Source organism: Butyrivibrio sp. INlla18 (assembly GCF_900103635.1).
In the GTDB taxonomy this organism is placed as follows: Bacteria; Bacillota; Clostridia; order Lachnospirales; family Lachnospiraceae; genus Butyrivibrio.
On the sequence record NZ_FMXK01000014.1, the window covers coordinates 35,197 to 58,307 of the forward strand.

A 23,111-nucleotide genomic window follows, 5' to 3' on the forward strand; every position below is an offset into this window, starting at 1 on the left:
TTACTGGTATAGTATACCACAACCAATCGTCAAGTAGAAGAGTCCCATTCCATAGCACATATAGCGCGGCTGTGGGAATATCATAGAGCCTGTAACCACAGAGTTTATCAGTATTCCCATGAATACGATAAGTGCAAATAGGCACAGTTTTCTGTTCTTTTCATCCTTCTTCATTATCAACCTTACGCTAAAAAGAATCAGGTAAAAGAGATAAATAAATACAGAAATTTTAACTAGGATTGCCGGGCGATTATTTGCCACGGAGATCACAAGTGCCTTTGCCACATTTGCTACTAGCACATACAAAAACTCAGGTGACTTTCCGGTAAAGATGCCCTTTATATCCTTTAAAAGAAGCTCTTTTGCAAGAACCGCTTCAACTTCATTTTCCTTGATGTCAAAGTCAGGACCTGAAAGCTCAGGAAATTTCTCGGACACATACTGCTGGCAGTATGGGATCACGATATCAAAACCGATTATGTCATAGCCATCTGCGTAGTGACTTGTCATTTCAAGCCAGGTAGCATCGAAGGTCTGAGAAGGAGCATAGGTTATCGTCAGCTCTTTTGCCACGCACTCATCATAGATGCGGGTATACAAACTCCCAAGCTCAGGGAATTTCTCCGAAGTCTCATACTTGTCAAAAAGCTGGACGTCCTCAGCATCTGCAGTATAAAGAACTGTACAAAGAGCTCCCTTGCTGTTACCTACGTGCTCTGCAAACTTGCCTCTTACAACGAGATTGTAGCTTCTATCGATGACACCAATACTGATGACCGCCAGGATTCCCATGATGACTATAGAGAGGAACCTTCTGGGGTCTCTAGTTCTTTTCACAATGAGATGAATGATCAGTGATACGGCGCCCATGACTAGGATCGTAATGAGCATCTGCTTCCTGACGCTTGATATCAGAACACTTAAAAGAAATACTGCTATCATGTTCATTGCTGAGTAGTTTCGGAAAAGTTCAAAGAGTCTAATGCTAAACAGCACAAACAGTGGCATTGCAAGAGCTTCAGTCATGATACATTCAGAGTACATGGAGCCTCTGTTAGCAATGAATCTGTTGAGGATTGCAACTGCCATCTGGGAAAAGAGCCCCATAAAGCCAATGATCGTTGCTCTTTGCATTGAGTACCTTTGCTCCAGCGTGTAGTCATACATGTAGATTCCAAGCCTTGCTGCAGTGTAAACCCACAAAAGGCTCTGAATGATCACAACGCAGAACAGATAAGAAGGCTGTCCATACATAGTTCCAGCAAAATCAAAAAGTTCAAAGAGCTTTCTAATCCCTAAGAGAAACAGCGGATAAACCGGCTCTCTGGAGAAATCCATGGAGGTGTAGCTCGCGGAATCCACGCACCACACCGTTCCATCGATGATCGCCATACCTATGTAGAACACAAACGGTATTATTATTGAAATGATCTTAAAACGTTTCTTGTCCATCTAATATCTTTCTAACAAAGCTTAGTAGCAGATATTCATGTCAACATTTCCTGAGATACCTGTTACTTTACCCTTTGAAGTGTACTGCCACATGTCATATCTTGAACCAGTATATGTAACCTGTGAAGCGTACTGTGCAAGCCAGATCTTGTAACCTGTGATCTGTGAAGTGTTGATCTTGCTTGTGAACCAAGTCTTGTTGGCATAAACACCAACCTGGTAACCAGCATTCTTGATAGTTCCGCAGAACGCTTTGATGTTAGCTGTTCTCTGGTCAGCACTGATCTTGTCACCACGGCCATTACTTCCTTCAACGTCAAGGTATACAGGGAATGAAAGGCTATATCCCTTGCAAAGGCTGATGACCATTGAAGCTTCTTCGACAGCCTCAACCTCATTTACCGCCTGGGTAAAGAAGTATACGCCTACTCTAAGTCCTGCTGCCTGAGCGCCCTTAATGTTTGCTCTGAACTTAGGATCCTCGATAAGTGTTCCTTGAGATGATCCTCTATATCCACATCTGATGATAACAAAGTTAACACCAGAATTCTTAACTGCGTTCCAGTCAATGTTTCCGTTCCACTTGCTGACATCGATACCCATTGCACCAGGTGACTTAACAAGTGCACCGTCGCCATCAAATGTGTACTTAGCACCCTGGATTACCTGTTCGCCCTTAACTCTATCACCGTTCTTGTCATAGAAATAAGTCTTGCCATCGATTGTCTGCCAACCTGTGTACTTATAAGCTGTAGCGGCTTTTCTGAGATAGAACTTCTTGTTTCCGTCGTAGTAATCCTGATAAGTAGCTTCTCTGTACTTATCGCCATCCTTAACATAAACAGTGTTTCCGCTCTTATCCTTAAGGACTGTTCCCTTGCCAACTACCTTTACTTCGATCTTGGCATCTGTGTAATTATCAGCAGAAACTGTAAGAGTTACATCACCTGCTGCCTTACCAGTAATTGTGTCTCCATTAACTGTTACTTTGTTAGTATCACTTGAAACAACCTTCGCGATCTTTACGTTATTATTTGCTGTGATCTTAAGGTTCTGGCCTTCAACAAGAGTTGCCTTTGTGAAGGATACAGGAACTGTATCTTTGCCTACGACCTTAACTGTTACAGGATAATCATTATATCCATTAGCTGTAAGTGTGATTGTTGTGCTCTTACCAGCAGCAACACCAGTTACCTTCTTATTGTCTTCAACCTTAGCAATATTTGCATCAGATGATGTGTACTTAATATCTGATGGTGCATTCTTAAGAGAAAGAGCTGATGCAATATCTACAGTCTCTTTTTCCTTAACAGTAATCTCCTTTGCTGAAGTTTCGAAGTTCTTCTTTGCAGGATCGTCTACTGTAAGAGTTACTTCTCTTGCATTATATTTGTCAGCAGTTACCTTAAGAGTTACTGATCCCTTCTTAGTTCCTTCTACTGTTGTTCCAGTTATCTTGACCTGTCCATCTCCGCCAGACTGTGTAACTGTTGGGTTTGAAGGTCCTGTAATCTTAACTGTTGCCTTCTCGCCTACTTTTATGTTATTAGGAGTAACCTCAACAGTCATATCCTTGTTAGGCTCTTCTTTAACATTTACTTCAAATGACTTTTCTTTATAATCGTCATTACCTTTAATTGTAATCTTTGCTTTACCAGAGCCAACAGCCTTTACTGTTTTTCCTGATACAGTAGCTACGCTTGAGTTATCTGAAGTGATATCAGGATTAGATGGACCCTTTGATATAGATATAGTTGCTTCCTGTCCAACTGTAAGATCAGCTGAAGTAATGCTAGCTTCAATATCCACCTTTTCCTTAGGAGTTGTGCTTCCGCCGCCTTCTCCAGGGGTGTCGGTACTTCCGCCACCTTCGCCGCTTCCGCCTGTGCCATTTCCACCTTCGGAGCTCTCTTTTGAGCTCTTATTTGAAGCTGCATCATCGTTGCTTGTAAGAGAAGATGAATCGCCAGGATTTCTAGCACCAGCCATTCTCATGAAGCTTCCAGCTGTTAACTTAGCTGTAGTTCCTGGAGGAGTGATGCTGTCTTTGTTGATCTCCTCGTAGCTGTACTCGCCATCTGAAGACTCGCCCACAGGAGTCTTTGTACTCTCAACCCACTCAACTGTATCCTTAAGCTGAGACTCGACCTCAGTCTTAACCTGAGTATCTTCCTTGGCAGCGTTGACCTGAGATTCCTTCTTAACCTCGTTGCTGACATCGACTGCCTTCATCTCAACTGTGTCTTTTACAGTGATTGTCTTACTTGATGTATCAAGTGTGTATGTTGAATACTCATCAGAAAGAGCCATTGGAGTAACTGTGTACTTACCGGCTTTGATATCCTTCTTGTAAATGATACCGTCCTTATCATGATCATCAAAAGTTACAGTGCTTCCGTCTGGGCACTTTACAGAAACTTCGAAATGAACATTTCCAACAAGCTTCTTGGTCTCTGAGTTGATGAACTTGATCTTAAGGTCGCTCTTGATAGATGTAAGAGTCATCTGAACTGTTACGCCCTTAGCGTCATCAGCAATCTCTTCCTCTTCTTCCTCTTCCTCCACCATCTGAGCTGTCATAGCCTTAGCTTTCTCAGCATCAGCCATAGCAAGAAGTCCGCTCTCGCCTACAACTTCAACTTCGCTAAGAGTTGTTCCTACATCAGCAAAAGAGCTGATCTGCTCATTTTTGGTGCTGGCTGTCTTGTAGAATATGCCAGTAGCTACTGCACCAGCAATGAGGAAAAGAAATACTGCTGCCGCAATTCTTTCAACTGCAGATGTATTCTTTATCTTTTCAAAAGCAGCTGCAAAGAAGATTGCTGCGCCAGACTCTCTGCGGTCTCTAGAGCGATTTCTTCTGCCGCCTCTATCTCTGCGGCCTCTATCTGGAGCGTAATCATCTTCGTCATCGTCATAACGGTCATAGTCGTCTTCGTAGCGATCATCGTAGTCACGGTCATACTCATCATCATAACGATCATCATCGTCATAGCCGCGGTCATCTCTATCGTAGTCATCATCTTCATAACGATCATCTTCGCGATCGTAGTCTTCCTCATCCTCGTAGTACTCGTCTTCGTACTCACGGTCATACTCGTCGTCAGGAATTCCGTTGTACTCGCGGTCGTCTACATCATCTTCGTAGCGATCATCGTCCTCTTCGTCTTCGTAACGATCTTCATCTCTGTCATAATCGTCTTCGTAGTCACGATCATCATCGCGAGCGTAATCATCCTCGTCATAACGATCATCTTCATAGTCGCGGTCGTCTCTATCGTAGTCTTCATCTTCATAATCGCGATCATCCCTGCGATCATAATCGTCGTAGTCATCCTCATACTCACGATCATCATCTCTGTCGTAATCGTCATCATCGTACTGGCGGTCGTAATCATCATCGTACTCAGGATCGTAATCTTCGTAATCGTCCTCGTACTGATCGTACTGCTCGTCGAAATCAATTCTCTCGTCATGTCTCTTGGTGCGTGATTTCTTTCCAAAGAGCCCCAAGCCCTTCTTTGTACTTCTTTTCATACTTATCTCCCAAAAATCAAAAAACTTAAAAAACTCTCTAATTTATCATATCCAAATGTAGTCATGCCCCAAACATGTCACACTACATCTGAGGTACATTTTACCATCATTGTCAACAATGGGCAAAAATCAAGGCATCAATACCGTTGTGGTATGAAGATTGAACAGGTGAGCGGCGCTCACATTGGTGAACCACTCTGAATCTGAGCCAATGCCTAGTCCTGGAAGAGACTCGCACTCCACATCCCAAGGAATATAGATGATGCAGTCTGTACCCTCCTCTGCAAGCTCAAAGGTTGTAAGCTCATACTCTCTGATGCGGTATACATCAGCAAATCTTCCGTTCTTAAAATCCCTAAAAGTTCTAGCTGTAAAACTATCCTTCGCAATTGCGTGAGCAGAAGGTAAAACAAGAACAAGCAAAAGTGCCAAAGCAGTCAAAGCCCCAAGAGCGTATTTTACAGCATGCTCAGCATCTACTTTTCCACCAAGACTCACTTTTCCAGTAAGCTTATCCACAACTGTCTCATTAAGCCACTGACTTATGCACAAGCCAAGGAAGATAAATGTGAATCTTGCGATGATGTAATACATGCAAGTTACGTGAGAACTTAGCATATTGCTGTGGTATCCGTAAGCTGCAGGGAATACTGTAAAATACTGAACAAGGAGAACTCCAGCAAATATGATTCCCATAAGCCCGTTGCTGATACCGTTTTCACGGATCTTAACTTTATAGATGAATCCAATAAGGATAACTGCAAGAATCACCACTATAAACAATGGATCAAAGATATGCTTCATCTCGCTTATCCAAAATGAAAACGCATCTCTAAGTCCGTCAAACACTGTAACATGTCCATCATTTATGTAGGCATCTCCTCTTTGATAGTTACCAGGAGCTGCAACATTCACTAATGCACCGATCATCGCAAAAGCAAAAGGAATAACGAGCTTCACCTTTTCTTTTACCTTATCAAAACAAACTATCAAAACAGCCAACAAAAATGAGCATGTTGGAGATGTGATGACCAGTGATCCGCCGCTACCAAGGAATGCAAAGATAGCACCAAGGGCTAGATAAAGATTCACCTTCTTGTTATCAGTCTCCTGAAATGAACGAATACTGAAATTTAGAGCCAGCATAGAAAAAGTGAACATGAGTGTATAGCCAACAACTGCTGTATACCAGTAAAAGAGCTTAGTATCCTGAGCAGAACCCGTCATAGTAAAGGTACTTAGCATCGCTGCCGCCATTGCTGCGTAGGCAACTGTCTTTTTGCCCTTGCTAAGTGCTGAGAACACTCCCCAGGTAGCAAATATAAAAAGAAGCATATAAGCTATTATTGCTACATGGAAACCAGGAAGTCCAAATCTTGAGTATGGTCTTATGAAATGATCCAGGAACATAGCTGTGTAGCAGCCCTGTTCTGTTTGATAGATCACTGAAGTTTTGTATAGTGAACCCTTTAAGGATGACCCAAACTCCGCAGCACCAGCAGATCCGCCAGACTCATAGGAAAAGTCATCCTCACTTGGATATGTAAAGGCTGTTCCGATAAGTGAAGACGCCAAAGCAGCGATCATCACAAGGATCAGCACAATATTCAAAACTTTAGTTACTGTTTTATTCATTTAATATTCCTCTCATTCCCACATAGTGTAGTCATGGTCTAATACGTAGATCGTAAACTTGCCTATTTCAGCTGTTTCTATGACGGTAGGCTTTTCTCTTTCCATAAACTCAGAGAACTCGCCGCTTAGATAGTCTGTCACAATATAGCAGGTAGGACCATCAGATGACTTAACTGGTGGATACCAGTTTGTGTCTGTAAGCCACTTGCAGCCCTTCATGTCCTTCATGTTGTTGACCGCTCTGACCTTCGCCGTATTGTTGCCCATAACGGTTATGTAGTTTGCGTGGTCAAAAGAGCTATAGCCATATTCATAGTTCTTTTCATTCATCCAGGCTGCAACCTTGTAGTTGTCAACATTTGCAGCATCGTCATGGATCACCAGGGCATCATTAAACATTGCCGCCTGAAGTAGTCCAAATATAGCAATAAAGAAAGTAAAGGCCTTAACGCTGTCACTTTTAACATTCATGATAAAGAGGGCATCTCCAACAGCTACGGTAAATAACAGCATCAGGAAATATCTGCCTGCAACTTCAACTGTTGTAAATGTAGTGAGCATGAGGCATACCACAAATCCAGCAGGGAAAAGAAGCACTGAATAGCTTTCTGGCTCTTCCTTATCTCTACCAAAGAGTTTTTTGAGTGCCAAAATATATCCAACAACAGCCGCAAATAGGATCACGATTCTAAGTGGGCCGTAATTATCAAGTCCAAACATCTCCATAACGCTAGGCCACACCTCATCCCTGAATTTTGGGAAGGCGTTTCTGATGTTCCTGCTGGCACCTATGTTATTAGATGCTGTGAGCTTGGAAGCTATAACAGAAGCCGCAGTCATGAGCATAGTCCAGGTAAAGATAATACCTCTATCAAGCTTCTTATTTTGAATTCTTAAGATAGCTCTTTTGACAAGTTCAAGGCCAAGTAGTGGAAGGTAGGTAAAGAGGCACCCGTGCATACCCTGAAGACCGTTCACCGCAGCAACCAAGATGGATACTACAAATACCCATATCTCAACCTTCTGCTTGCGTACTACTCTGTTGTAGAGCATAAGGATTATAAACAGCGTGATGATATGGCTTACGTAGTAGGATGCGTACACAAAGATCATCCTCTGCCACTCATCAGAAGGCTTGGTAAATGCAAGGACTAATGCGATAGATGAAAGAGCTGCCAGAACAGAAAACTTAGCCTGCTTGCAGTAAAGCCCCATAACAACCAGCATGATTACCATCATGACCGTACAGGAAATACCCATAGCAAGGTTTGCGTCCATCCCCACAAGAGGATAGATAAAGGCTGCAAGGTTAGGCGTTGATATAAGTCTGATGGCTGTGGAAGCGTACCAAGAATCTGGCTGAATGAAATTATTCTCATAAAGCACTGTAGCCAGCAATGTTTCTGATGCGATATCAGACTCCATCCTGGCTGTGTAGTGGCTTATATTGGCATTTGCAAAGACAAACACCAGCGACACTATTGAAGCAGCAAGTAGTATCGCCGCTATATATTCGGTTAACTTATCTTTTTTCATAATTTATCCCAATGCGTAGAATACAACTATACCTGAAAGAATCAGCACCATTCCTATAAATTTGCGAAGAGTAAACTTCTCTTTGAAGAAAACTCTGGACATGAACATTACGATAATGTATCCAATAGGCTCCATTACTACTACGCCCATGTATCCAAGGCCGTCATAGCAAAAAATCGAGATAGCCATTGAAACCACAAGGAGGCAGTAACCACCGATAACAAGTGCGTTTAAGTACTCTCTGATAAAGTTAGGGTACTTCTTGGTTGCGCTGAGCTTAAGGAGCATCTGTGATGAAGATGCGATGATCTCAGCAAGGATCATCAGAAGGAAGTAAATATTGATCATTTCTCTTCCTCCTTCTCAGGCTCTTTTTCTGAAATAGCGCCAGAATTCATAACGATAACTCCGGCCACTACCAGGAGTACGCCCACAACCTTAAATGGAGTGATACCCTGGCTGAAAATAAGGAAGTTCCAGAGCATAGACCACATGAGGGTCAGAGCCTTGTTGGCATAAGCCACTGAAAGCTGGAATTTCTTGATCATCTGCTGCCAAACGATGGCGTAAATTCCAAGAATTACGAACTCAAGGCCAAAAAAGGCAATATATTCGAAGGACAAAAACTCATGCTTGGAGGCAAGGTTTGCCGCAACTGTTGAAAGTGAGTAGATCACAACCGCGCTCTGAAGGAGCAAAAGATCTACAACTCGTATCTTCTTTTTCATTAAAATCACTTCTCCTCGCTTCCGTATGAAGGATAGATCGCGCTCACGAAGTGCTCTGCAATGTGAGCGTTACATTCAGCGTTCACGTGAATGTTATCAAGAAGCCATGTGGAGCTATTGTCCTCATGGATTGTTCCGTAGTAGTTATCAACAAAAGAAACACCGGTTGCTCCAGACACATCGATCATGAACTGAAGGTATGTTGTGAGCTTGCCGTTTCCAAAGTCGTATCTGTCGCCGCTTACAAGGCTTCCTGAGCTGTCATAGGCATAGCACATAGGGAAAGACATGCATACGATCCTGATGTATGGGTATTTCTCCTGGATCATTTGAATTCCAGCCTTGAGCGCTCCGCTAAAGGTCATAGGGTCTACATCGTTATCAGGATTCATACCTACTCTGAGGTTCAAGTAATCCTGCGCATTGTAGTAGATAACAAGAGTATCAACCTTGCTAAAATCAGTCTCTTCAAGGGCTTCTGAGCTCAAAATATACTGACTATCTTCAAAATTTCCAGTCTTATCCTTAAGTGGTGTGAAGTCCTCATTTACGATGCACTTAGCAACATTGTAGAAGCTATATGCATCAAGAACGTAGTCATCGCTGTAATCTGTGTTCTTAAGAGCAACTGTTGAACCAGGGAAGCCAGCATTTATTACATTTGAGCCTTCAAGCTTTGAGCCAATCTGCTTAACAACACCTGTATCTCCAACGTCGTAAGTAATAGCGTCATTACCAAGGAAAAGAATTGTCTCAACGCCGTCATCCTCATGTCCAGCCTTCTTTTCATCTGGAAGAAGGAAGATCTGGTCAAGAACTTCAACCTCGTAGCTCTCTCCTGTAACGCCCTCAGTCTTGGCTGTTCCCATGTTCCATCTGACAAGCTTGTAGATTGAAAAGATAAGAACCAATCCTATCACTGAAAGTGCTGTAATATGAACCCATTTTGGTATAGTAAACTTTTCTTCGTTATCCATAGTTAATTACCGCCTTTACCATTCTTTGGAAAAGAGCTCGTTATAGTCGAAGTCACCAATCATCTGGCGCATTTTCTGTAGCTCTTTTGCCATCTCTTCGGATGAATGAATTTCGTAACTTCCATCCTTAAAGCATTCTACCATAAATCTATTAATTTCGGGCTTATAATGTGAATAGTCCGCATAGTTGTTGAGGTCCAGGGTCTCTTCCATATTCTGGAAATAGAAAAGATGTACGTTGTCGTAAGACAAGAGTCTGTCTGCTACGTACTGATACTGCTTGAAGGTCGCCTCAAAAGTATTCTCCTGCATTACGTTGTGCCAGTAGAGAATGCTATATGGTGGGAAAAAGAAATAAAACTCCGTGTCAGGATGCTCCTCCACGAAAGGAAGGATGTTCACCTTGAGATTTTCCTCAGTTTGAGGAATCAGCTCATCTGCCGCCGCCTCTTTTTCTACCTTCCCAGGCTCTTCGTAGGTGTGCATAACCCACTGAATGTTGTAGTAATCAGGTGTCCACCAGCTAAAGTAGATCTCTGAAAGGTCCGAGCCTTTTCCCTGAACCACAGGACGCATAATGTACTGAAAGAGCACGTCTTTATTGAGAACATACTGTACATCATTTATATAACTCCTGTCGTAGAGGTACTCAGGAAGCGGATACTTGGTGGTCTCTATGTCTGCCGTCATGGTTGGGATATCCATGGCAAAAAAGACTTTTTTTATCTGGCTATTCTGCCTAGCGTAGGTGCTGTCATCAAAAACGATAGAAAGGATATTGTAGTCATCCTTTGGATAAGCACCGCTGTAGCTAAGCTTAACAGTTGGGGTCTCCAGGATCTCCATGAAATCATCAGTATCAAAGTTTACTGTCATAGAAGATCCGATGATGCAGCCTTCGTAGCACATATTCTTGGCCATGCCTGGATTCTGGCTCAGCTGATTGTCCACCACATAGGGAAAACCTGCAATTGGCGCATGGTAGTGGAAAAATGGATCCACATATATAATGATGCCTGCAAACATCACAAAGATCGCCAGCATAGCAGCAATTATCAGTATGAACAGATTCCTAAACCTGCTATTTTTCTTTTCCATTTTGTTTTCTTTCATATCTCTATCCACAAATCTCTTTGAATCTCAGATGCTTGTCCACAATTTCCCCATCAGAAGTTCATATACAGGAAGGTGCTAACTCCCGCAAAGCTCACGATTGTCCACGCAAGTAGCAGTATTGTTAAAAGAGTTGTCTTAAGGCTTATCTTGCACTCTTTTGCATAAGTTATGGCGTTCTTGCCAAAAAAGATCACTACTGCGCTGCCAATCAGGAACATCCACAGACAGATATCCCATGCAAAGCTAAGCTTCATGATAGGTGTGACCTTTATGATGTACCACAGTTCGTCCAGCTGGAAGCTTGCTGCCATGCTTATAGCTATAGGCTTCTTGCCGCCTGTGAACATTCTTGTAAAAAGAAGTATCGCATCCGAGAGGGTCTCTGCCCTAAAGAATACCCAAGCTGCAGTGACGTAGGCGAAAGTAAGAATCACCTTGATACCTCTGATAAAGATATTTTCATCCTTTGGTGGGATTTTCTTCTGCACCAGTCTTGTGATCACATACAGAATCCCATGCATAGCTCCCCAAACGATAAATGTCCATCCGCTTCCATGCCATAGACCGCTCAGAAGGAAGATGATCATGAAGTTCACATAGGTCCTAACTTCTCCCTTTCTGTTACCTCCAAGTGGAATGTACACATACTTGGTAAAGAACTTTGTAAGGGTGATATGCCATCTCTTCCAGAAATCTATGATGTTCACAGCCTTGTAAGGTGAATCAAAGTTAAGGCACAGGTCAAATCCCATCATCATACAGATTCCTGCTGCCACGTCGCAATATCCACTAAAGTCAAAGTACAGCTGGAATGAGTAAAATACCGCTGTAAGGATTGCCTCCAAGCTTCCAAGTAAAGCAAGGTTCTCATAACCGTAATTAACTGCAGTTCCAATCGTATCTGCAAGGACCACCTTCTTGAACATACCAAGAGATATGAGAAGAAGGGCTCTAAGAATAGTTTCGTAATCAAATTTAGCCTTTGCGGAGTTTTTCAGCTCTTTTACGAAATCACCATAACCCATGAGTGGACCCTGTAAAAGCTTAGGGAAAAACATGATGTAGGTCAGATACTCAAGGGGCCTAAATTCATCAATATCCCCGCGGTAGTAATCCACAAGGTATGAGATCTGGTTGAAGGTGTAGAAACTGATAGCCACAGGGAAAAATGTGCCGCTGAACTTAAAGAACAGGAGCAGAGCAACATTCACAAGAATACCTGCAAAGAGCCAGACTTTTCCACTGCCTGGCCTTTTCTCGGCGTCTTTATCCACATTTTTGGCAGCCTTTACCTTGTTTATCCTCATGACATTGATCACATTGATGTTCCACAGGATGCTGATTGCAAAGACTACCGCATTCTGGTAGCCGAAAAATGCATAAAAAACTAACGAACCTGCCACGGTCCAGCCCTGCAGCAGTTTCATTAGTTTCTCATCATCTCTAAAAAACCTCTTAATGAGGTAGTATATAGTTATGAACACTGGCAAAAACGCCAGCATAAAACTGTAAGAATTAAAAAGCATTGTTATTTGAGCCACTCACTTCTCTTGCTGATCAGAAGTGCCTTAAAAATATCGATATCATCAACAGTTGTAAGCTTTATGTTCTTTTCAGAGCCTTCGGAAAAGAAGACTTTTTTACCCATTTCGATCATCAGTGTGCAGGAAGCAACTGATCCTGTAATGCCCTTCTTGAGGGCCTCTCTGTGGAGTTCGCAGATCTCGCCGAGCTTAAAGCCCTGTGGAGTCTGAGTTCTCTTGAGTTTGTCTCTTGAGTAGGTCTCCTCCGAGCTTGCACCATCCTCAGTCGTGAGCATAGCCTCAGCGCAAGGGATTGCTGTGATGGCATTGCCGTACTGCTTGGTCTTCATGATGCAATCAGAGATGATCTCGGCTGACACCATAGGTCTGATGGCGTCGTGGATCAGCACGATATCGTCCTTGTCAAAAGACTTCTCAAGCTCGTATACACCATTTCTGATAGAGCCCTGGCCGTTCTCTCCGCCAGGTACGATGTGTTTCAGCTTTGTAATATTGAACTGTCTTGCGTAAGCAGAGAGCATCTGCTCCCAGCCCTCAACGCAAACAACAGCGATAGAGTCTATCTCTGGATGATTCTGGAACGCCTCAAGAGTATAGACGATTACTGGCTTTTCATTTACTGTTAAAAACTGCTTTGGGATATCCTGATGCATTCTGGCACCAGTTCCACCTGCGATAATAAGTGCGATTGTTTTCATAACTTAACTCCTTCTAAACCTCTAAACTACTATTACTTCTACATGTAAATTACTGATACATGCTTTTTACTTGATTATATTTACGTGCATTGGCACTCTCTTGTCCTCTGGAGGAAGTGCCATGAAGTTGCCGTAAGTCTTTGTAAGCCACTTGTCGTGGAGCTTCGGAATAGGGAACTCTTTTCCCCTGATAATTCCTGTGTCTGGTCCATCGATCAAATGCTCTGGTCCAAAATCAAGGCCCCAATACCTTGGATCTGGCTGCTCATTTGATATGAAAAGAGTCTTCTTTTCCCCGTGAACTTCCGCAAGTCCGCCAAGAGTCTGAAGTTTAATGTACTGTCTTGCGATTACCTTAAATGGAATCACGCGTCCGATTCCAGCAAGAACCTTGGCTACAGTCTTCATAGCGCCGTCAAACTTGCTGTAATCAATGTATGGTCTGTGACCCATGGCAAGGGCATAGAGGAATTTCATCCTTGTAAGCTGCCACTTGTGGTGCCCAGCCTCGATATCAAATACAAAGAGGTCCAGCGTTGGGTGAGAGTATCTGTTCTCGTAAAAGTCCTCTGCACCAAAGCTTGTGCCCTCGTATGTAAGGTTCTGATCCGCAATCTTAGTGATAAAATCAAAGAACTGTGGGTACTTCTCAAATCTAAGGAGCTTAAATCTCTTATCTGCCTCTGATTCAAAGACCTCAAGGAACCTCTCATAGTCTTTTCTCAAAAACAGGATGTCAACGTCATCATCCCATGGAATAAAGTCCTGGTGCCTTACAGCCCCAAGGAATGTGCCTCCATGTAAAAAATACTGAATGCCGTGCTTCTTGCAGATCCTATCTACTTCGCAAAGCATAGCAAAATCAGATTCATGCACTCTGTCTAAATAATCTTGTACTTCTTTTTCCATAAAAACTACTTCTTTCGTAAAACTTTTTATCCGTTAAAAGCCTCAACCTGTGGGTCTTCGTAGATTGTGTAGCCCTCGATGTTGGCTCTGATCACGAGTCCTTCATCTGTAAGACTTCCCTTGATTGTCCTATTGTCTGGCATCACGATGTATGTGCACTTGGTCTGCCTTGTGGCTTCCACCAATGCCTTAGCGTCGATAACTTCAGGCTTTTCCATAACCTCATAAACTGCGTTGTAGTAATCCCACTGAGTTACCACCATCTCGCGGCCAAATGGCATCAGGATATTAGTGTTGTACTGCCTTACAAAGTGCACAAGCTCTGATGGGAATGCAGCGCGTACCCTAGGTTCCCCCTCTGCTGGTGCGATCTCGTCCACAATATCGATGACGTTCTGTGGAATATGGTAGGCGTTCTCAGCTCTTTGCATATACTGATTTGTGTAGACAAAAGAGCCTGTGACTGCGATAATGACCAGCATCACCGGAAGAAGGCATCTCCTTACAGTATCTCTTTTCACACGAGAAAGTGCTCTAGTTGCGGCATAACCAATAGTCACATAGGTTGGGATCAGCCACATAATGCGGTAGTAAGTATCCTTACCATCGTCAAAAGCCGCCACATAGGCAATCTTGGTAAATGGAACCAGGAATCCTACTAGGATCACCAGCGGCAAGATTCCAAACAATATTTTCTTTTTTAGGTCTTTTTCTGAGGTGATGAGATATATGGAAGAGATGATCAGAAGTGCCAGCAGCACTCCATTCCCGCCATATAGCTTAAGATCGACCCAGCATTCCATAAATATTCCGTACATACGAATGCTCCGTAATCTATGTCATGTTTCTAATTTTTAAACTGTTGTTTTCTTCATTTGGTCAACTGCTCCAGATTGACAGGTACAGCGCCAGATAAACAAAATTTGGTATCACGCAGATAAATGCTCCTATCAGGACTTTCCAGTCTTTTTTGATAAAAAGAAGTATCAGTGTCAAGAGCCCAATAAGTCCAGTTGCAAATATCACGCCCATGGCTGTGCACATACCAGATAGCATGTTTACAAATATCAGCATGATCCAGCCGTAGGAAGCTGTAGATATTTTCTGCCTGATTCCCGCTTTTGCTGCCACTTTCTCTGTAGTCTGTTCTACACCAGTACTTTCAGCCTTTTCTTCTTTCTTTTCCATCATTTCCAGGAAAATCCAGAAAATAAGAGGAAATACCAGGTTGCATACTATAGCCTTGCCCTGCCATGTTCTCATAAGAAAGAATGTTGCAGGTGTGTGGATCGACACGTTTCCGAACATCATTAGGAAACTCACGATTATCATGAATACAGGCACAAACTCCTGCTTCTTTCTAAATAAGCTCTTGCCGATTTCCACGTAAACAAGATAAACGAGTGGTATCACGATCAGCGGAATAACCGTGTGTGACATAATCGTGGCATGTATGCCTGAAACCTTAGCAATAAATGCGATCCACATAGTGATCACTGCCAACGCATGCCTGATATCAAGGGATGTAGAAATTCCTGTGTATGGCAAGATAGTGTTCATAACATCCGCCTGCTGCGCAAGAAGTGACTCAACAACATAGTACGCGTCATCCCCGTCAAAGCTTGCCATTAGAATCGCCATCACCATCTGGAACGCAAGGAGAGCAAAGAAAATTCCCCAGTAAATGTAGGTCTCTATCTTGTGCTTCTTGGCAACGTCTGGATCTGCAATTTCAAGTTCATCACTGCCTGTGATGCTAGAAGCTGTACTAGTTCTGTTGTTCTTTGCATCTGCTTTCTTTAAGTAAAAAAGCTTGCTCAAATCCTTGTCCTTGAATACCGCCAACGCCGTCTTTATTATTCCCGGAATCATCAGTACCCACGCCAAGATCACATAATACTTCACGCAGTAACTGAACGCATTGTACATGATCTTGGTCATGCAAGGTATCGCAATAATTTCGAAGCCTGCAACGTAGATCAGGAAGCCCAGAAGGAACGTTATGCCCAGTCTCTTCTTTTCCTTTGGCAATATGAAGTTGAACGTAATTCCTATCATAAGTGGTGCAATCAGTAACCAAAATATCAAGCTCACCACTCCAAATATGCTCTGTGACAAGTGTAGTTCCTCCGTCTCTCGATTATCTTAGCTTTAATTTGCTAGAAAATCTTTACCTGCAAGTCTTATTTTTCCCCGGATGCAGGTAACTCCCCGCATGCCTTAACATAAATTTGCTTGAAATCTTTACCTGCAAATTTATTTTCTCCCCGGTTGCAGGTAACTCTCCGCAACTCTATACCCTAACTTGCTAGAAAATCTTTACCTGCAAGTTTTATTTTTTCCCGGATGCAGGTAACCTTCCTCTACCCTTAGCCTAAATTTGCTCAAAATCCTTACCTGCAAATCTTATTTTCCCTCAAATGCAGGTAAAATGGTCCACTAACCCCGTCCCCTAGGTCCACTCTTTGCAAAAATGAGCTCTAACCTCCGTCCCTAGGGCTCATTTTTTTGTTTTGTAAGCCTCGGCTAGTTGGTGAGTGGGGATTTGCGAGTTTATAAATCAATTCACGGTCTTTAAATTCGTCGGTACTTAGGTGATGTTTTTTATCACCTTAGTACCGCTACGAATTTAACGAAGCGGAAGCGTCCGTGGAAGGGTTTGTAAACCACCAACCACGCTTTCAAAGTCTCAATCCATCATGTGCTTCAAGTGTTCCTCGAGGATTGTGATACCCGTGATGTTTTCGCCACCACGAGGGATGATGATGTCCGCATACTTCTTGCTTGGCTCTACGAACTGCTCGTGCATTGGCTTAACAGTCTCGATGTACTGTGTAAGAATTGAATCAATGCTTCTTGCACGCTCCACCATGTCACGTCTGATACGACGAAGTAATCTCTCGTCAGCATCAGTCTCTACGAATACCTTGATATCCATTAAGTCCCTAAGTTCCTTGTTTTCAAGGATCATGAATCCTTCAATGATGATAAGTTTCTTTGGAACAATGTGAACTGTAGCATCAGATCTGTTGTGAATAGTATAGTCATAAACAGGCATATCAATTGCTTCGTTGTTCTTGAGCTTCTTGATATCCTCGATCATCAGCGCCGTGTCAAATGCCTCAGGATGGTCGTAGTTAAGTCTTGATCTGTCTTCATAAGAAAGATCGTTGTGTGCCTTGTAATATGAATCATGGCTGATGACAACAATATCATCACCAAATTTTTCTTTTATCATGCGAACGATCGTAGTCTTACCAGATGCTGTTCCTCCCGCAATTCCTACTATTGTTACCTTATCGTTCATAATTACCTCCATATGATCTGTAATAATCGTGAGAAAGGATTTCCCCTGACTCACTGTCAAATATTATAAGCTGAATATCTTCAGCAGCATGTCCGTCGTCGTACAAGTAGTTTGTATCTTCATCGCCAACAGGACTCAAGATCCTATAGTACTTCTCTACGAATCTATAGTAGAGATTACCCATAGATGTTGGAACACTCTCCAATATCTCTCCGCCTTTGGCGTCATAAACCTTATTAGTAGCGCCATCCTTGATAACAACATAAGCACTGTTATCAGCCATCACCTTGCCACTTCCTGACAGGTTATCAATAATGTGCATCATAGCAGTATCGTGATACACACCAGAATCCTCGTTTACATAGAGGACAAAGCTATATCCATCAAGCTTTAAAAGATTGAGCTTAACATAGAGATTGTCCTCATCAAGAACCATGTCATCAAGCTCAGCCTTGAATTTCTCAGCATTTTCTTCCCAATGTGAGTACTCAGGATTACCTCTATGGTCCACAAGATCGCCAGTCTGTGAGAGCCACTCTCCCATATAATCTGTAACCTTTGTAGCACCAGTCACATTAAGGTGTCCGTGGTCATTTAGATCAGAATAAAGATCTACCACATCAAGTTCCAGCATATTCAAAAATGGAACGTCATACTCAGCTGCGATCTCGCCAGCCTTTATGGCAGCTGCCTTGTCGCCAGTCTCAGCTGCAAATGGATAATAGGTCACAACAACGCCGATTCCCTTATCCTGACACAGCTCAATGATCTTCCTAAGATACTCACATCCAACTGTATCTTCTGTTAAAAGATCTCCCTCAGTAGCCTCAGGATGCATAGGAGGATCAATCTCCACTTTATATCTCATCTCAGCACCAAAGAGCTGATTTCTGTCAGCAGTTCCTGTAAGAGCCTTGAAATCATTGGCTGTCAGATTCTGCCATCTATTGTGATAGATGATAAAGTCGTAGAGGAACTCATTTTTAATCTTTTCATCAGAAATAAGATCATCAATAGCCTTAACCTTAAGGTCATTGTATGGCCAAACGTCCATATTTAAATGAAGCTGCTCAACAGAAGTGTTGATGTCATCAGCCTCATACTCTTCTCTGTCATCAAGATACTTAACATTCTTTTCGATCATGTAGGTATCAATTACAACCCACTCTGGAGTCATGTACTCAAGGCTCTCTTGAAGTTCCCAGTAAGTAGCCTGCAAAAGAGATCCATGTCCGCCCATGTTGTAGGAGGTGTATCCATAATCATCAAAAAGAACTACCGGATTAATAGCATTTATTACATGAGATGAACCAATAAAAAGAACATCAATATGTCCTTTCTTAGATTCACTCAAAAAATCTGCATACTTATAATCAGAATCCTTGCGCCTAAGTACTACTGTTGACGCCAGAATGCATCCGCCAAGTATCAAAAGAAATATTACAATTTTAATAGTGTTAAAAAATGTCTTTTTCATTTAATATTCCCATCATCAAAACTGCTGATAAATAAAGCTTCCTGCGTCGTATCCAGGTCCCCAGATTCCAAGGATCAGGATAATAAGTACTCCAACAAGTCCAACCAGATAACGAACCCAGATTCCCTGGCTCATTATCTTTTCCCTTACAATGATTCCGTAGTAGTTAGCAATGTCAACCAGAACTACCAACAAGATTCCAAGGATCGCTACCAGGAAATCAAGCCTTGTAAGGCCGTAGGAATAAAGGCTCTGATCCATGATCTGCCATGGAGTAAATACCAAACTGTTCTTTATGATCGCAAATGCGTCGCCCATGCTGGATGCTCTAAAAAATACCCAAGCATAGTTTACAAGAAGGAATGTAACTGCAATCTTAATGAGCCTGTGTGAAAAAGCTCTCCTCTCAACCTTGAAGGTATCTACAATAAAGTCCCTCACCGGTCTTAAAAGATATCCAATAACCTGATATACTCCGTGGAGGAACCCCCAGAATACAAAGGTCCAGGCTGCACCATGCCAAAGTCCAGAAACAGCAAATACAATAAGGATGTTCAAATACTTACGGACAGTGCCCTTTCTGTTGCCCCCAAGTGGAATATAGAGATAATCTCTAAACCAAGTGCTAAGAGATATGTGCCACCTCCTCCAGAACTCAGCTATAGTTCCAGATAGATATGGGCTTTCAAAGTTCTTCATAACGTCAATTCCCAGAATCCTTGCTATACCGATAGCAATGTGGGAATAGCCCGCAAAGTCACAGTAGATCTCAAAAGTATAAAATATAGTAGCCATAAATGCTGCAAATCCTACAGCACCAGCAGGGTTACTATAAACGTTCGCAACGTAGATGGAGAGTCTGTCTGCAATCACCATCTTAAGGAAATATCCCCAAAGCATCTGAAAAAGCCCATCGCGAAGTCTGTCGTAGTCAACAGTAAGGGGATAAGTAAACTGTGGAAGCATCTTCCCAGCTCTTTCTATAGGTCCTGACAAGATCTGAGGGAAGAAAGAAACGAAGAGCGCGTACTTGACCACATTCCTCTCAGCCTGGATATCTTCCCTGTAAACGTCGATCAGATACCCAATTGCTTTTAACATATAAAAGGAGATACCGGTTACCGCAAGAAGCTTAATAGCTGAGTCTGACGCATCGCCACCTGTAAGTTCCTTAAAGGTACCTACGATAAAGCCGAGGTACTTAAAGACTACCAGAGTTCCAATAGTCACAATTAGTGAACCTATCAGCACCAGCTTTTTCCTACCTTCATCACTTTTTTCCATCAAAAGAGCTGCACCATAAGTCAGCAATATAACTAGCGCAAGGACTATGGTACTACCCAGGTCTATACTTCCATAGAAGCAGATACTGGTCACAAAGAGCCAGATATACCTGAACTTCCTTGGAATGACGAAGTTAAATAATACTACAACCGGTAAGAATATGAAAAAGTACAGGGAAATAAAACTACTCATCGAAATTTATTCTCTTTTCTTCTACAACTATTGGTCTGCCGATTACTCGTGTATTGATATTAAGGATGTATTCACCCATAAGTCCGATGAAAAACAGCTGTATAGCGCCGATAAGGAACATACCAATGATCATTGGTGCGTAACCTGCGTGGAAGCTATACCAGTGCGTGAGCTTGAGTATAAGGTATACAAAAGCCACGATGATATCTATAAGTGCGCAGATAAAGCCTGCAAAGGTACAAAGACGAAGTCCAACCTTAGTGTATGATGTAATGCTGAGCATTGCTGCATCATAAAGGGTATAGAAGTTGTTGTGAGTCTTGCCTGCTCTTCGCTGTGGCTGCTCATACTCAACTGTTGTCATGTTGAAGCCTTCACCATACTCAGCAACGATTCCTCTGATAAATGGAATAGGATCATCAAGCTGTCTAAGAAGCTGGATGAAGGTCTTGTCATAAAGACCAAAGCCAGTAAAGTGCTCGATCATGCGAACGCTGGACATGTTCTTGATAGTCTTGTAATAAATTGTTCTAAGGAAATAGATAAATCCGTTTTCCTTACTAGAAGACTTAACACCACTAACAATCTTGTGGCCTTCCTCCCACTTTTTTACAAAAACAGGAATAAGCTCAACTGGATCCTGAAAGTCTGCACAGATAGGGATAACGCAGTCTCCGTCAAGAGAGCACATGCCGTGGAATGGAGAGTTAAACTGTCCAAAGTTAGTAACGTTAAAGATTGCCTTGATCTTCTTATTTCCTTCGCAGATCTTCTCAATCTTGGCTCTTGTTCCATCAGTTGATGCGTTGTCGATAAATACGATCTCGTAATCATACTGTGGAAGCTCTGTCTTTAATACATTTTCTGCTGCTGCAGATATTCCCTCTACATTTTCGCTTTCATTAAAGCAGGGAATCAAAATACTGATCTTTTTCATAATAATCCTCTAAAACATAACTAATGCGGTGCGATAACACGCACCGCATAAACTTACTAAATTCAAAAACTTAATCTACCTGAACCTCATCTGAAACTTCTTCAGTTGACTCATGGTATTCTTTTTCTGTGTTGACATTCCAGATGTTGCTGCGGTCTGTCTCGCCACTTAAGATGTTCTTAACAGTCTCAAAAGATGTGCACATTGAGTGGTCGATATTATTGTAACGGTGCTGTCCATTACGTCCTACACAATATAGGTTATCAATTGTGTTGAGGTAATCAACAAGCTTGTCCATTTCATCATATGTATCAAAGTAAGCAGGATATGCCTTCTTAACTTTTTCCATGTGATAATCAAGAACTTCATCAGGACTATTAATGAGCTTAAGTGTAACCATCTCATCGATAGCCATCTTAGCAAACTCATCCTCAGTCATATTCCACATTGAATCACCTTCAAAGCAGAAGTACTCAAGTCCAACCCATACTGTGTTCTCAAGGTCTTTTACCAAATATGGAGACCAGTTGTTGTAGATCTGGAATCTACCCATCTTGACAGTTCTATCCTGAACGTATACCCAGTTATCAGGTACGATGCCGCCCATAGTCTTGAGCCCAGTCTTATTCTCAAGGTTAAGCTTAGGAACCAGAACACCAAGTGTCATGTAATCTCTGTAAGGAAGGCCCTTAGCAATCCTAAGTGGATCTGCAGGAACATCATTCATGCCCTCTACAAGGTCCTTAACAGGCATTGAGCTGATGAAGATATCGCCCTCTATTTCCATCTCGCTGCCATCCATGAGATATGTGATACCAACGATGTGCTCACCTTTTTTGCGGATCTTGGTAACCTTAGCGTTCATAACGATAGTTCCGCCAAGTTCCTTGATCTGCTGAGCTGTTACTTCCCAGAGCTGACCAGGTCCAAGCTTTGGATAGTGGAACTCCTCGATAAGCGAAGTCTCTACCTTGCCGTCCTTGTTGCCATGCTTCTTGTTAAGAGCATTCTTGAGAACTGCCATGATAGATACACCCTTAACTCTCTGAGCCCCCCATGAAGGATCGATCTCAGATGGGTGTCTACCCCAGAGGTTCTCTGTATAATACTCAAAGAACATAGAGTAAAGCTTCTTACCAAACCTATTAACATAGAAATCTTCAAGAGATTTCTCTTCTCTCTTGTGGATCATAACTGCAAGGTATGAGAAGCCGCAGGCAATAGTCTTAAGAAGTCCCATATTCTTGAAGGTCTCAAGCTTAAGAGATATAGGATAATCATAAAACTTACGGTCAAAAAAGATCCTGGATACACGATTACGCTTCAGCATAACCTTGTCAGTCTTCTCAGGATCTGGTCCGCCATCAGCCAGCTCCATCTGTCTGTCTAATACCTTATCATCGTATGCAGGCTTGCCCTGAAGTGGAAGCATCTTTTCCCACCATTCGTTAACCTCAGGAACCTTGGAAAAGAACCTGTGGCCACCCATGTCCATACGATTGCCCTTGTAATTTACAGTCCTTGAAATACCACCAAAAGTTGCTGTCTCCTCAAAAACTACTACCTGATAGTCCTTAGATTTTGACAAAAGCTCATAAGCTGCAGTTAAACCTGCAGGGCCCGCCCCAATTATTACAACTTTTTTCATCTCTTTATCCTCAATCGTAAATTAATCTATTCAAACATAAGTAGTATACCTTATATAAAGACATTGTTCAAATTTTAGTACTCTACCAAAGCAAAATAAAAACCTGCTCCCACGTTATCTGATGGAAGCAGGTT

Annotated in this window: 18 protein-coding genes; all 18 read right to left on the bottom strand. The window is 42.3% G+C overall.

Features of this window, described 5'->3' with window-relative positions; translation table 11 throughout:
• Positions 1 to 1,452: a hypothetical protein gene (locus tag BLS24_RS10905; RefSeq protein WP_143015170.1), complete on the bottom strand. Its 1,452-nt coding sequence runs from the start codon at positions 1,450 to 1,452 to the stop codon at positions 1 to 3.
• A 21-nt stretch (positions 1,453 to 1,473) separates the two neighbouring features.
• Positions 1,474 to 4,989, bottom strand: a complete 3,516-nt coding sequence (locus BLS24_RS10910) for a GH25 family lysozyme (RefSeq protein ID WP_091758974.1) — start codon at positions 4,987 to 4,989, stop codon at positions 1,474 to 1,476.
• A 129-nt stretch (positions 4,990 to 5,118) separates the two neighbouring features.
• A complete protein-coding gene (locus tag BLS24_RS10915) occupies positions 5,119 to 6,624 on the bottom strand; it encodes a hypothetical protein (protein ID WP_091758976.1) in 1,506 nt (501 codons plus the stop codon).
• Between the two features lie 12 nt (positions 6,625 to 6,636).
• The gene (locus tag BLS24_RS10920) at positions 6,637 to 8,160 is read right to left on the bottom strand and encodes a hypothetical protein (RefSeq protein ID WP_091758978.1); all 1,524 of its coding nucleotides are present in this window, start codon (positions 8,158 to 8,160) and stop codon (positions 6,637 to 6,639) included.
• A 3-nt stretch (positions 8,161 to 8,163) separates the two neighbouring features.
• Positions 8,164 to 8,508 (bottom strand): DMT family transporter, encoded by a 345-nt coding sequence (locus BLS24_RS10925; RefSeq protein ID WP_071175327.1) that lies wholly within the window; start codon positions 8,506 to 8,508, stop codon positions 8,164 to 8,166.
• A complete protein-coding gene (locus tag BLS24_RS10930; protein ID WP_091758980.1) occupies positions 8,505 to 8,888 on the bottom strand; it encodes a transporter in 384 nt (127 codons plus the stop codon). The genes BLS24_RS10925 and BLS24_RS10930 overlap by 4 nt, the downstream gene beginning before the upstream one ends.
• Before the next feature lie 5 nt (positions 8,889 to 8,893).
• Positions 8,894 to 9,865: an SGNH/GDSL hydrolase family protein gene (locus tag BLS24_RS10935; protein ID WP_091758981.1), complete on the bottom strand. Its 972-nt coding sequence runs from the start codon at positions 9,863 to 9,865 to the stop codon at positions 8,894 to 8,896.
• Positions 9,866 to 9,880: 15 nt separating this feature from the next.
• A complete protein-coding gene (locus tag BLS24_RS10940) occupies positions 9,881 to 10,978 on the bottom strand; it encodes a hypothetical protein (RefSeq protein ID WP_091758983.1) in 1,098 nt (365 codons plus the stop codon).
• Positions 10,979 to 11,031: 53 nt separating this feature from the next.
• A complete protein-coding gene (locus tag BLS24_RS10945; RefSeq protein WP_176764419.1) occupies positions 11,032 to 12,408 on the bottom strand; it encodes an MBOAT family O-acyltransferase in 1,377 nt (458 codons plus the stop codon).
• Between the two features lie 101 nt (positions 12,409 to 12,509).
• Positions 12,510 to 13,223 (bottom strand): IspD/TarI family cytidylyltransferase, encoded by a 714-nt coding sequence (locus BLS24_RS10950; protein ID WP_091758988.1) that lies wholly within the window; start codon positions 13,221 to 13,223, stop codon positions 12,510 to 12,512.
• 66 nt (positions 13,224 to 13,289) lie between these two features.
• Positions 13,290 to 14,132, bottom strand: a complete 843-nt coding sequence (locus BLS24_RS10955; protein ID WP_091758990.1) for a LicD family protein — start codon at positions 14,130 to 14,132, stop codon at positions 13,290 to 13,292.
• 26 nt (positions 14,133 to 14,158) lie between these two features.
• Complete coding sequence (locus BLS24_RS10960; RefSeq protein WP_091758992.1) at positions 14,159 to 14,950, bottom strand: hypothetical protein; 792 nt, start codon at positions 14,948 to 14,950, stop codon at positions 14,159 to 14,161.
• Between the two features lie 61 nt (positions 14,951 to 15,011).
• Positions 15,012 to 16,229 (bottom strand): DUF6077 domain-containing protein, encoded by a 1,218-nt coding sequence (locus BLS24_RS10965; protein WP_330388258.1) that lies wholly within the window; start codon positions 16,227 to 16,229, stop codon positions 15,012 to 15,014.
• Positions 16,230 to 16,821: 592 nt separating this feature from the next.
• The gene (gene udk, locus BLS24_RS10970; RefSeq protein WP_071175318.1) at positions 16,822 to 17,439 is read right to left on the bottom strand and encodes a uridine kinase; all 618 of its coding nucleotides are present in this window, start codon (positions 17,437 to 17,439) and stop codon (positions 16,822 to 16,824) included.
• The gene (locus BLS24_RS10975) at positions 17,429 to 18,916 is read right to left on the bottom strand and encodes an SGNH/GDSL hydrolase family protein (RefSeq protein ID WP_091758997.1); all 1,488 of its coding nucleotides are present in this window, start codon (positions 18,914 to 18,916) and stop codon (positions 17,429 to 17,431) included. The genes udk and BLS24_RS10975 overlap by 11 nt, the downstream gene beginning before the upstream one ends.
• Before the next feature lie 15 nt (positions 18,917 to 18,931).
• The gene (locus BLS24_RS10980) at positions 18,932 to 20,392 is read right to left on the bottom strand and encodes an MBOAT family O-acyltransferase (protein ID WP_091758999.1); all 1,461 of its coding nucleotides are present in this window, start codon (positions 20,390 to 20,392) and stop codon (positions 18,932 to 18,934) included.
• Positions 20,385 to 21,329, bottom strand: coding sequence for a glycosyltransferase family 2 protein (locus BLS24_RS10985; RefSeq protein WP_091759001.1), 945 nt, complete (start codon positions 21,327 to 21,329; stop codon positions 20,385 to 20,387). Before BLS24_RS10985 ends, BLS24_RS10980 begins: the two co-directional genes overlap by 8 nt.
• A gap of 70 nt (positions 21,330 to 21,399) precedes the next feature.
• Positions 21,400 to 22,977 carry an NAD(P)/FAD-dependent oxidoreductase gene (locus tag BLS24_RS10990; RefSeq protein WP_091759004.1) on the bottom strand — a complete coding sequence of 526 codons (1,578 nt, stop codon included), beginning with the start codon at positions 22,975 to 22,977 and terminating at the stop codon, positions 21,400 to 21,402.
• Positions 22,978 to 23,111: the final 134 nt, after the last annotated feature.

Bases quoted from the DNA above. Each gene is read 5' to 3' on its own strand.
- BLS24_RS10980 (WP_091758999.1), bottom strand. From the start codon at position 20,392: ATGAGTAGTTTTATTTCCCTGTACTTTTTCATATTCTTACCGGTTGTA.
- BLS24_RS10920 (WP_091758978.1), bottom strand. From the start codon at position 8,160: ATGAAAAAAGATAAGTTAACCGAATATATAGCGGCGATACTACTTGCT.
- udk (WP_071175318.1), bottom strand. From the start codon at position 17,439: ATGAACGATAAGGTAACAATAGTAGGAATTGCGGGAGGAACAGCATCT.
- BLS24_RS10935 (WP_091758981.1), bottom strand. From the start codon at position 9,865: ATGGATAACGAAGAAAAGTTTACTATACCAAAATGGGTTCATATTACA.
- BLS24_RS10990 (WP_091759004.1), bottom strand. From the start codon at position 22,977: ATGAAAAAAGTTGTAATAATTGGGGCGGGCCCTGCAGGTTTAACTGCA.
- BLS24_RS10950 (WP_091758988.1), bottom strand. From the start codon at position 13,223: ATGAAAACAATCGCACTTATTATCGCAGGTGGAACTGGTGCCAGAATG.
- BLS24_RS10945 (WP_176764419.1), bottom strand. From the start codon at position 12,408: ATGAAACTGCTGCAGGGCTGGACCGTGGCAGGTTCGTTAGTTTTTTAT.
- BLS24_RS10955 (WP_091758990.1), bottom strand. From the start codon at position 14,132: ATGGAAAAAGAAGTACAAGATTATTTAGACAGAGTGCATGAATCTGAT.
- BLS24_RS10940 (WP_091758983.1), bottom strand. From the start codon at position 10,978: ATGAAAGAAAACAAAATGGAAAAGAAAAATAGCAGGTTTAGGAATCTG.
- BLS24_RS10905 (WP_143015170.1), bottom strand. From the start codon at position 1,452: ATGGACAAGAAACGTTTTAAGATCATTTCAATAATAATACCGTTTGTG.
- BLS24_RS10910 (WP_091758974.1), bottom strand. From the start codon at position 4,989: ATGAAAAGAAGTACAAAGAAGGGCTTGGGGCTCTTTGGAAAGAAATCA.
- BLS24_RS10975 (WP_091758997.1), bottom strand. From the start codon at position 18,916: ATGAAAAAGACATTTTTTAACACTATTAAAATTGTAATATTTCTTTTG.
- BLS24_RS10915 (WP_091758976.1), bottom strand. From the start codon at position 6,624: ATGAATAAAACAGTAACTAAAGTTTTGAATATTGTGCTGATCCTTGTG.
- BLS24_RS10985 (WP_091759001.1), bottom strand. From the start codon at position 21,329: ATGAAAAAGATCAGTATTTTGATTCCCTGCTTTAATGAAAGCGAAAAT.
- BLS24_RS10925 (WP_071175327.1), bottom strand. From the start codon at position 8,508: ATGATCAATATTTACTTCCTTCTGATGATCCTTGCTGAGATCATCGCA.
- BLS24_RS10960 (WP_091758992.1), bottom strand. From the start codon at position 14,950: ATGTACGGAATATTTATGGAATGCTGGGTCGATCTTAAGCTATATGGC.
- BLS24_RS10930 (WP_091758980.1), bottom strand. From the start codon at position 8,888: ATGAAAAAGAAGATACGAGTTGTAGATCTTTTGCTCCTTCAGAGCGCG.